7 protein-coding genes and 1 pseudogene are annotated in these 10,451 nt (G+C 72.2%); 2 read left to right on the top strand and 6 right to left on the bottom strand.

The genetic code is table 11. The features are described 5' to 3' along the window. From ACFV6D_RS29595 to ACFV6D_RS29585, 3 genes and pseudogenes are all read right to left on the bottom strand, one after another. The coding region (locus tag ACFV6D_RS29595; protein WP_380561791.1) for an AMP-binding protein at positions 1-2,075 on the bottom strand (2,075 nt) is incomplete at its 3' end. 103 nt (positions 2,076-2,178) lie between these two features. Next, positions 2,179-2,700: pseudogene (locus ACFV6D_RS29590) on the bottom strand (ATP-binding cassette domain-containing protein); the annotation flags it as partial. 349 nt (positions 2,701-3,049) lie between these two features. Beyond that, on the bottom strand, positions 3,050-3,385 hold the full coding sequence (locus tag ACFV6D_RS29585; protein ID WP_063351960.1) for a DUF5132 domain-containing protein: 336 nt from the start codon (positions 3,383-3,385) through the stop codon (positions 3,050-3,052). A 527-nt stretch (positions 3,386-3,912) separates the two neighbouring features. Between ACFV6D_RS29585 and ACFV6D_RS29580 the strand changes: the two genes are divergently transcribed. Beyond that, on the top strand, positions 3,913-5,253 hold the full coding sequence (locus tag ACFV6D_RS29580) for a glutamine synthetase (protein WP_380494611.1): 1,341 nt from the start codon (positions 3,913-3,915) through the stop codon (positions 5,251-5,253). Between the two features lie 143 nt (positions 5,254-5,396). Here the strand turns inward: ACFV6D_RS29580 and ACFV6D_RS29575 are convergent, their stop codons facing one another. Next, positions 5,397-5,957 carry a GNAT family N-acetyltransferase gene (locus tag ACFV6D_RS29575; RefSeq protein ID WP_063351962.1) on the bottom strand — a complete coding sequence of 187 codons (561 nt, stop codon included), beginning with the start codon at positions 5,955-5,957 and terminating at the stop codon, positions 5,397-5,399. Continuing rightward, on the bottom strand, positions 5,954-7,270 hold the full coding sequence (locus ACFV6D_RS29570) for a type III PLP-dependent enzyme (RefSeq protein ID WP_380561789.1): 1,317 nt from the start codon (positions 7,268-7,270) through the stop codon (positions 5,954-5,956). The genes ACFV6D_RS29575 and ACFV6D_RS29570 overlap by 4 nt, the downstream gene beginning before the upstream one ends. A 419-nt stretch (positions 7,271-7,689) precedes the next feature. Here ACFV6D_RS29570 and ACFV6D_RS29565 point away from each other — a divergent pair, with 419 nt between their 5' ends. Continuing rightward, on the top strand, positions 7,690-8,973 hold the full coding sequence (locus tag ACFV6D_RS29565; RefSeq protein ID WP_380561787.1) for an amidohydrolase family protein: 1,284 nt from the start codon (positions 7,690-7,692) through the stop codon (positions 8,971-8,973). A gap of 261 nt (positions 8,974-9,234) precedes the next feature. Here ACFV6D_RS29565 and ACFV6D_RS29560 read toward each other — a convergent pair whose 3' ends face one another. Then, a complete protein-coding gene (locus tag ACFV6D_RS29560; protein WP_380561786.1) occupies positions 9,235-10,167 on the bottom strand; it encodes a CAP domain-containing protein in 933 nt (310 codons plus the stop codon). Positions 10,168-10,451 lie beyond the last annotated feature (284 nt).

Genomic DNA, 10,451 nt, shown 5'->3' with positions numbered 1-10,451 from the left:
GGGTCGGTCCAGGTCTCGTGGTCCAGGACGTGCAGCTCGTGGCCCGCGAACAGGGCGAGCAGCTGGTTCCAGGAGGCGTCGAACGACACCGACGTGGTCAGGGCCACCCGCAGCCGCTGCCGTTCCCCGAGGACCGCCCGGAAGTGCACCTCCCGGAGGTCCGTGAGCAGGTTGAGCAGGCCGCCGTGGGTCGGCGCCACGCCCTTGGGCCGGCCGGTGGAGCCGGAGGTGTAGATGACGTAGGCCGGGTGGCCCGGATCGACGACCACCGTCGGGTCGGTCGGCGGGCAGCCCGCCACCAGGGCGGCCGATTCCGGGGCGTCGAGCACCAACCGGTCGACCGGACCGCCGTCGGGCAGGCGGTCCGCGCTGCCGGAGTCGGTCACCAGCAGGATCGGTCGGGCGTCGTCGAGCAGGTAGGCGATCCGGTCGGCCGGGTACTCGGGGTCGACCGGGACGTACGCCGCGCCGGTCTTCAGCACCGCGAGGATCGCCACCACCAGCTCGGCCGACCTCGGCAGCGCCACCGCCACCAGCCGCTCCGGCCCCGCACCCCGGTCGATCAGGGCGTTCGCCAGCCGGTTCGCCCGCACGTCGAGCTCCGCGTACGTCAGTGAGACGTCACCGCACACCAACGCGACGAGGTCCGGAGTCGCCCGGACCTGCTCCCGGAACAGCTCCGGCAGGCTCGTGGCGGGATCCGCCGCCACCTGCCCGGTGCCGAGGGCCGCCACCTCTCGGTGCTCTGCGGCCGTGAGCAGGTCGATCCGGCCCACCGCCTCGTCAGGGTCACAGTCCGCGACGGCGTCGAGCACGGCGAGCAGCCGCTGCTGGTGCGCGGCGAGGTCGTCGTCGCCGTATGCCTCGGGCGCGCCGTGCAGCCTGAGGAGCGGGGGGTTGCCGTCCCGGTAGTCGAACACCCAGACGGCGAGATCGGTGGTCGACCCGGACACGAAGTGGTGCACGGAGGCGGGGTGCCCGGCGAAGGTGGGCCTCGCGTTGAAGGCCATGATGTTGACGATCAGCGGGAACACCGTCCCGATGCTCCCGGGCGCGCCGAGATCCCGCAGCAGGTCCTCGCTGCGGTAGCGCTCGTGCGCGACGGCCGCCTCGACTTCCCGTGCCACCTGGGCGACGAGTTCGCGCCACAGCATGTCCGGTCGTACCGTCAGCCGCAGCGGCACCACGTTCGACATCGTGCCGGGCACTGACATCAGGTCGCGGTCGGAGCCCCGACGGGCGGTGACCGGGAGGGCGAGCACCACGTCCTGGGTACCGCTCAGCCGGTGGGCGTAGAGCGCCGCCGCCGCGATCACCAGGCGGGACCACCGGACACCGACCCTCCCTGCCGCCGCCCGCAGCGCGTCCGGGCTCCGCAGCTCCCGCTCCTCGGCCAGACGCAGGGCCCGGTGCGGGTCAGTCGTGGCGCTGTCGGTGAGCCGGGTCGGGGCGGGCAGGTCTGCACAGCGCTCGGTCCAGTAGGAGCGGTCGGCGGTGAAGTCGGCGGACGAACGGTAGGCGGCGTCGCTGTCGACCAGGTCCCGCAGCGAGCCGAACGGCGACGGCGGCACCGCGCCGCCCTCGGACAGCGCCGAGTACACCTCGCCGACCCGCTGGCGGACCATAGAACTGCTGATCGCGTCCAGCACCACGTGGTGGTAGTTCAGGTACCAGAGGAATTCGGTCGGCGACAGCTTGACCAGCGCGTGCCCGAACAGCGGGTCGCGCGCGAGATCCAGCGGGCGCATCAGGTCCCGCTCCATCCACTCCATGGCCGCCGCACGGGGTGCGGGCTCCCCGCTCAGGTCCAGGTGTGCCGGTGCCCAGTCCCAGGTCTCGCGGAGGATCTGGCGCGGGCCGTCACCGCCGTCGACGAAGGTCACGTGCAGGGCGTCGACCTCGTCGACGACGCGGCGCAGCGCGGTCTCGAACAGGTCCGGGTCGACCGGCCCGTGGATCTCCAGGCACTCACCGACCCGGTAACCGGGGATCGGTGTCCGGGAGCGCTGCTCGGCGAGCCAGATCTCGCGCTGGGCCGCTGTCAGGGCAAGGACGTCGCCGTCGCGACGGGACATGGGGGTACCTCCAGAAGTGTGGGCGGGCAGGCGCGCAGGACGCGCCGGGCCACGCCGACCGCGGTGACGTCACACGGTCAGCGGGCGGTGCGGCTTTCTGCGGTCAGGCGGCGCGTTCGCCGGCCTGGAGCTGCCAGAGGGATGCGTAGAGTCCGTGCCGGGCGAGGAGTTCGTCGTGGGTGCCCTGCTCGGCCACGACGCCGCCCCTGTCCATGACGTAGATCCGGTCGGCGTGGCGGACGGTGGAGAGCCGGTGGGCGATGACGACCATCGTCCCGCCGACCGCGAAGCCGCGCAGCGTGCGCTGGATGGCAGCCTCGGTCTCGTTGTCCACCGTGGAGGTCGCCTCGTCGAGGATCACGACCGGCGCGTCCTTGAGGATCGCCCGCGCCAGGCCGATCCGCTGCCGCCGGCCGCCCGACAGCGCGGCACCGCGTTCACCGATCACCGTGTCGTAGCCGTCCGGCAGCGCCGCGATGAAGGTGTGCGCCTCGGACATCGAGGCGGCCTTGACGACGGCCTCGTCCGAGGCCGCGAAGCTGCCGTAGCGGATGTTGTCAACGATGCTGCCGTCGAAGAGGAACGGGTCCTACGCGACGAACCCGATCGCGTCGCGCAGGTCCCGGGGACGCGCCGCAGGACCGCGGCGAGGACTTCGGCCGTCCGGGGCCGTCCGAGAACCAGCCTGACGTCCCAGCGCTGGCGGCCCGGAATGACCGAGCGCAGGCTCGCGTCCGGATCCATGGAGCGGAATCCGGCTGCGGAACCCAGCAGAGATGGCATGTGTACGATCACCTGTTTGCGGAGGTCATGAGCGATCCGGCATCGGGCACGACGGATCAATGTGGCGGAGCGGGAATTCTGAAGGGGCGGCCGATGGGGCCGGAAGGCCCGCGGCCGACCACCGCGCGGACACAGCTCGCGAGCTCGATCACGGTGTGCGTCCAGGCGGCGGGTCAGGTCGCGCCGGTGCGTCAGTGTGCCCTTCCGGCGCCGACGGTCGTACGGATCTTCGAGGCCCTCGCCTCGGCTTCGGCCCGGGCGGCGGCCTCGCCCCTCTCGGCGTTCGGGGTCGCGTTCCCGGCCGCACGATGGCCGTCACCGGACGTGACCTGAGCCGCCGACACGTCGGCGGCGACCTCGGCCGCGAGGTCGTGGATGTTCTCCCCGGCCTCGTGGGCCGCCTTCTTCACCTCCATGACGAGCCCGACGGACGTCTTGACGACGCCTCGCACCAGCGGCTTCAGCAGACGCTTGACCAGTGGCGAGACGACGAGACCGATCAGGAACGGCGGAACTACGGGCGGCATGGTGTTCCAACCTCTCTACGTATGACAGGGGACCCCGGGCACGGCGAACTGCCGGAGCACGCACAGCAGGACCGGCGGTAGAACTCCTTTTCGGGATTGTCGGCTCACGTCGCGGATTTCCCGCCGAACCGATTTCCTCACCGATGAGGCCAACCGCCCGATCCTCCGCCACCGTAGTCGAATAGCTCCCGTCAAAACCAAACATCCTCAACGGGATTCACCCGGCCGAGTGCAATCCGAACTACCAATCGCTACGAACTCAGTAAAGGTTTGCCGCCCAATTAGACCGATCATCACATTTCTAGATCAATGGCGATCGCCGTTTTCTCGTGCCACCCTCCCGCGCTCGGCCGGCCCCAGCCCATCGAGTCGGCGCCCCCCGGCACAACGCCGGGCCGGCCCCGGCAATCGTCCGAAGACGCACCGGGCGGTTCCTGTGTCACTCCGCAGCTCCGGCCGATCACGGACGAGTGAACTCCCGGCCGGCGGCTGGCCCGCCGACTGCCGCGAACGCCAGCATGAGCGGCATGACCACCACGCACCCCCCAGCCGAGCGGGCCGCCCAGGCCCGGGAAGCCGAAGCCCAACTCGCCGCCGCAGGAATCGACGGGGTGGTGTTCGGCTGGGTCGACAACGCCGGGCTCACCCGGGTGAAGTCCGTTCCGCTCGCCCAGCTCGAACACGCCGCCGAGTACGGTGTCGGCGCCGTACCCTGCTTCGACGTCTCCCTGGTGGACGACTCCTTCGCCACCGCGCCTTCGGGCACCGGCCCGGTGGGCGACCTGCGGCTCGTCCCCGACCTCGACCGGCTCACCCCGCTCGCCGCCCAGCCCGGCTGGGCCTGGGCCCCGGCCGACCGCTACACCCAGGACGGCACCCCGCACCCCGGCTGCCAGCGCCACTTCGCCCGCCGGGTCACCGAGACCGTCGAGCGGCGCGGGCTCTCGGTGCGGGCCGGGATCGAGATCGAGTGGGTGGTGGCCGACTCCGCCGGAGCCCCCGCGACGACCGGGCCCGCGTACGGGATGACCCGCTTCATCGAGCACTCCGACTACCTGCGGGAGGTACTGCGCGCCCTCACCGCCCAGGGACTGGCCGTGCTCCAGGTCCACCCCGAGTACGCCGCCGGACAGTTCGAGGTCTCCGTCGCCGCCGAGGGGCCTGTCGAGGCGGCCGACACCACGATGCTGGTGCGCCACACCGTCCGGGCCGTCTCCGCCCGGCACGGCCTGCGGGTCTCGTTCGCGCCCGTCTTCACCGAGGGCTCGATCGGCAACGGCGGCCACCTGCACCTCAGCCTCTGGCGAGAGGGCCTGAACCTCGGGCACGGCGGCCCCGGCCGGCACGGGCTGCACCCGGAGGCCGAACAGTTCCTCTCGGGCGTCCTGGCCGAGCTGCCCGCCCTGCTCGCCCTCGGCGCACCCGGCGTCGCCTCCTACCTGAGGCTGGTCCCCTCCCACTTCGCCGGGGCCTACCGCTGCTGGGGCCTGGAGAACCGTGAGGCGGCACTGCGGCTGATCGCCGGCTCCACGGCCCGGCAGGCCAACGCCGAGCTCAAGTGCTTCGACGCCGCCGCCAATCCGTACCTGGCGATCGGCGGCGTGCTGGCCGCCGGACTCGCCGGCCTGGACGCCGGTCTGCCCCTCCCGCCCGAGACCACGAGCGACCCCGCCGCCCTCGGCGACGCCGAGCGCCTCCCGGAGAGCCTGCCGGAGGCGATCGACGCGTACGAGAAGTCCGACGTGCTGCGGCAGGCGCTCGGCCCCGAGCTGTACGAGACCGTGCTGGCCGTCCGTCGCGCGGAGGCGGAGCTGTTCGCGATGCGCACGGATGCGGAGGTCATCGAGGCCGTCCGCTGGCGCTACTGACGAGCACCGGTTCTGCTCCACCGGCTCCCCGGCGACGGGTCGATCGCAGACCCCCTGGTCGCCGGGGAGCGAGGAGCCAGGAGCGGCCCGCCGATGGCCGGTCGGAAGCGGCGGAACCCTGCCGGGTACGGGAGATGGCTATATCAACCCACTTCGGCTCTGGGTGAGGACTCGGGAGTCGGATCGGTGACCTCGGGTTCCAGCGGCTTCGCCATGTAGACCGCATCGGCACCGTAGCTCGCGGGCAGCCCGATCTCGGGCCGGGCGCGGTACCCGAGGCGAGCCCACACGGCCTGTGCGCCGAGGACGGCGACCAGCGAGACCGTCCGGTGGCCGGCCGCCAGCGCGGTGTCGTCCAGGTGGCGCATCATCCGTGGGGCGAGACCCCGGCCGCGCAGCTGCTCGGCGATCACCAGGTCGTGCGCGTGCATGTTGGCGGGCCGCCCGCCAGTGCCGTCCCCGTCCGCGTCCTCGCTGCGGCTGAGGTCCGGGCAGCGGAACAGCGGGTACGGCAGGGCGAGCAGGTAGCCGCCGAGGCCGCCCGGGTGCTCCAGCGCGAAGCAGGTGTCGGGTGAGGCGCGATGCCGGGACTGCAGGGCCTCGCGGCCTTCGGACAGGCCACTGGCGGCGTAGGCGCGTTCCTCCAGCGCGACCACGGCGTCCCAGTCCTCTTCCCGGAGCAGCCGGATCCGGTACTCGCTCATGCGTTTCCTCCGTTGCGGCGCCCGCCGATGCAGGTGTACGGCAGCGGCGCGAAGCCGTTGAACCCCTGGGTGGCGTAGGCGGCGGCGTACGCGCCGCAGGAGTGGACCCACACCGGGTCTCCCGAGGCGATCGCGCGCGGGACGCGGACCAGGCCGTCCTCCTGGGCGTACGCGTCGTCGCTGTCGCAGGTCGGGCCGGCCACCACGGCGTCGACGAACTGCCCGCCCTGGTGGGTCGGGAACTCCAGCCGGTACTGCAACTGGTCCATCTCGTACAGGCCGTTGAACTTGCCGCAGCTCAGGTACAGCCAGTCCTCGCGGGTACCGTCGAGCCGGTGGCGGGAGGAGAGCCGCGCCACGTGGGCGCGGATCGCGCCGTGGTCGGCGACCAGGTGCCGGCCGGGCTCAAGCAGGAACTCCAGCGGCGCGGCGTTGACGGCGCGCAGCCGGTCCATGCCCTCCCGGATCACCACGAAGATCTTGTCCAGCGGCGGTTCCAGCGGCCGGCCGCGCCGGTCGAGGACGCCGAGTGCGGGCAGCCCGCCACCGAGGTTGATGCGGCTCGGCACGATGCCGCGCCGGCTGAGCGCCTCCAGGACGGCGGCCAGCGATTCGATCGCCGCCACCCAGGCCCCGGCGGTCATCTGCTGCGAGCCGACGTGCACCGACAGGCCGGAGGGCACCAGCCCTGCGGTCCGGGCGGCGCCGAGCACCCGCACGGCGTCCTCGAGCGAGCAGCCGAACTTGCGGCTGAGGCCCCACAGCGCGCCCTCGCCGGTGGTCGCGATCCGGCAGAACACCCGCGATCCGGGGGCGTGTTCCGCGATCGCGGCGACGTCCTCCGGGCTGTCGGTAGCGAAGTCCCGCACGCCCAGCCGGTACGCCTCGGCGATGTTGCGGTCCGACTTGACGGTGTTCCCGTAGTGGATCAGCTCGGGTGCGACGCCGGTGCGCAGCGCCTGGGCGATCTCCTGCGGGCTGGCCGCGTCGAAGCCGGAGCCGAGCGCGGCGAGATGGTCCAGCACCTCGTCCACCGGGCAGGCCTTCATCGCGAACCGGACGGCCACGCCGGGAAGTTCGGCGCACAGTGCGGCGTACTGACGGCCGATGCCGTCCAGGTCGTAGACGATGGTGTCCTCGGTGGCATCGGCGAGCGCGGCGCGCAGGGCGGTGCCGTCGCGCTGTCCGGGAAGGCGCGTGGTGGATGCGTGCACGGTGGCCGGCGCGGTCGGGGCGCGGTGGCCGGTTCTACCGTGGTCGGCCGTCCGACGCGGTTCGGCGGTCTGGCGCATGTCGATGCTCTGAGGCCTCACGTGTGAACTTCCGGTCCGACTAGACGATTGATGCCACGGGATTGCTGGCACGCGTGAAATGAAGCAAGGGAGTCCGAAGGTCGGCTGTGACGCCTGACCCGAACTCCCTCTCCCACCGCACTCTACGTACTTCCAGGGCCTGCCCCACCACCCGTTGCGCACCCCGCACGGCCTGACCGACGCGAAGGCCGACGAGCGCGGACCGCTGCTCGGCATCTCCGTGCCGATCCCCATCCCTCCGCGCCCCGCCCCGGGCCACCGCTCGCCATACAGAACCACCCGAACGACGTCGGCGTCGGCCTCCACGGCCTTGACGACCAGGTCCCACCGGACGCTGTCGATGAACTGGTGAGAGCGACGCATCGGCGGATCGGCCCGTCCCGCTGGTCCCGGTCCCGTGACCAGCCGAAGATGACGGCATGGGTGTCGACGACCCGGGTGCCGGGCTGCTGGTGACGAACGTGCGCGTCTTCGACGGGATCGGAGGGGAAGCGGTGCCGGGGCACGTCCGGGTCCAACGGGACAGGATCGCAGAGGTGGTGCTGGGCCGCACCCTCCCGCCCGGCCTACCCGGAGGCGCGACGGTGATCGACGGCGGAGGCCGCACCCTCCTCCCCGGCCTCACCGACGCGCACGTCCACCTGTTCGCGATCGGCGGCACCATGGCGGAGCTCCAGCTCGCACCGACCGGCACCCTCCACTACCAGGCCCTGGCCGCGGCCCGCGACATGCTGATGCGCGGCTTCACCACCGTGCGGGACATGGCCGGAGACACCGAGCCGCTCCGGCGCGTGCTGGACCGCGGGCTGTTCCCGGGCCCGCGGATCTACCCGAGCCAGGCGGCCGTCTCCCAAACCGCCGGCCACGGCGACTTCGGGACGGTCCACGACGCCCCGACCGCCCTGGGCGGGCCACCGGCCCGGACCGAACAGATCGGGTTCACCCGGGTGGCCGACGGGCCGGAACGGGTGCTCGCCGCGGTGCGCGAGCAGCTGAAGAAGGGAGCCACTCAGATCAAGCTGATGGCCGGCGGCGGCGTCATCTCGGAGTTCGACCCGCTGGACGTCCTGCAGTTCACCACGGCCGAACTGGAGGCCGCCGTCGCCGCGGCCTCCGACTGGGGCACCTACGTGACCGTGCACGTCTACACCTCCGAAGGCGTCCGCCGCGCGGTGCGGGCCGGCGTGCGCTGCATCGAGCACGGGCACCTCGTCGACGAGGACACCATCCGCCACCTCGCGGAACAGGGCGTGTGGCTGAGCACCCAGCCGTTCGCGGTCGACGACCACCACTACGCCTCTCCGGACAGCGACCGCAAGAACCGCGAGGTCTGTGAAGGCGTCGCCCGCACCATCGGCTGGGCGGTGAAGCACGGTGTTCGGCTGGCCTTCGGCACCGACCTGGTGCTCGACCCCGGGAAGGCCCACCGGCAGAACGAGATGCTCGTCCGGCTCGGCAGCTACCTCAGCCCGGTCGAGGCCCTGCGGACGGCCACCTCCGGCAACGCCGAACTCTTCCGCCTGTCCGGCCGCCGAGACCCCTACCGCGCCGCGCCGCTCGGCGTCATCGCGCCGGGAGCATGGGCCGACCTCCTGGTCGTCGACGGCGACCCGACCACCGACCTCTCCGTCCTCGCAGACCCCGAACGCAATCTGAAGCTGATCGTCAAGGACGGCGTCGTCCACAAGAACGCACTCGGCTGACCCGCACCGGCCTCCGCCGGCCCGCAGCTCGGGCGGTCCATCACCGCCCTGTGGGTCGGTCAGGCATGCCGGAGACAGCGGGTTCCCCCACTGGAATCCCGCACCGATCCCGGACAGCACGTGGGTGTTCCCCGGGAGCACCTCGGTGCGCTGGCCGGCCTCCCGGAAGTGCCATCCCTGGCGGAGGTTCTGGCCGGGGCCGCTCCGCCGGGGTGGGCGGTCGCGGGTGGAGCGGCCCCGGCGGAGCGGTCGCGGCGGGGGTCAGCGGGTGCTGAAGTCCGCGTTCCAGGAGGCGTTGCCGGTGCGGGCCAGGCCGACCTCGTTGTAGTCGCCGAGCATGATCCCCAGGTGGCCGGGCGACTTGATCCAGCCGTCGACGGCGGCGTCGATGTCGGTGGGGCCGTAGAAGGCGATCTCGCCGAATCCCCTCCCGGTGTAGCCGAGGCCCCGCGCGATGCTGCCCGAGTCGCAGAAGTGGCCGGAGACGCGGCGCTGGTCCATCTGGTCGGCGTTGCACTTGGCGGCCTGGGAGAGCGTCTGGTTGAGGCGCACCGCCGGCCTGCCGTTCTGGGCGCGCACGGTGTTGAGCCGGTCCAGGAAGCGCTGCTCGACGGAGGTGCCCGGGCCCGGGCCCGGGCCGGTGCCCGACCCGATCAGGTCGAACCGCTGGGCCATGCTGCCGTCGCAGTTCTCGACGGTGACCTCCCGGTCGAGGCCGTGGTAGGTCAGACAGCGGTTGTCGCGGGCGTTGTGGAGGTAGGTGCCGCCGCCGGCGGCGGGCTCCAGGGTCCACTGCTGGTTGTCGCCCGCCCACCAGTGGATGAACTGGGTGGACCGGCCGTCGTTGGTGTCCATCTCCAGCACGCGTTCGGTGCCGTTGACGTTGCGGGCGAAGTCGACCCGGTCGCCGGGCTTGTTGGAGATCCAGAACGAGGTGGAGGCGTTCTGGTAGTTGCGGGCGACGATCCGGGAGCCCTCGCCGTCGGAGCTGGCCAGCGAATTGTGGTTCTGGTGGTCCTGGATCGTGATCATCTGCTCGACCACGGCGGCGTTCGCCGGCGCGGCGAGCAGCGTGACGCTGCTCGCGGATATCGCGGAGACGGCGAGCGCCAGGCCTGCCAGCCGGGTGCGGCGGCGGGTGCCGGTGCTCGGGCGGAGGGTGGGGGTGGGAGTGGGGGTGGACGGGTGGGACACGGGAATCTCCTGTTGTCGATGGACCGCGTGCGGATGAGACTGCGGAACGCGGTCAGGACACCAGGACTGGATTGACAATTGATCAGCAGCGCGTTGACGAACAGGATGTGCGTCGTCCACGGAGGCGGCGCGGACCTCAGGCCCACACGTGTGTCAGCCGGATCGTGTTGCCGTGGGCGGCCGCCGCGGGGGGCCGGGGGCGCGCGCCCGGGTGAGTTTGGGCGGCTGAATTCGCCGCCGAGGGGGGCGGCGTGGTTGTGGACACCCCTCAGCCCGGGGGGGGA

It is taken from the genome of Kitasatospora sp. NPDC059812 (genome assembly GCF_042732075.1).
In the GTDB taxonomy this organism is placed as follows: Bacteria; Actinomycetota; Actinomycetes; order Streptomycetales; family Streptomycetaceae; genus Kitasatospora.
This window is presented reverse-complemented; position numbering and strand designations above follow the sequence as displayed.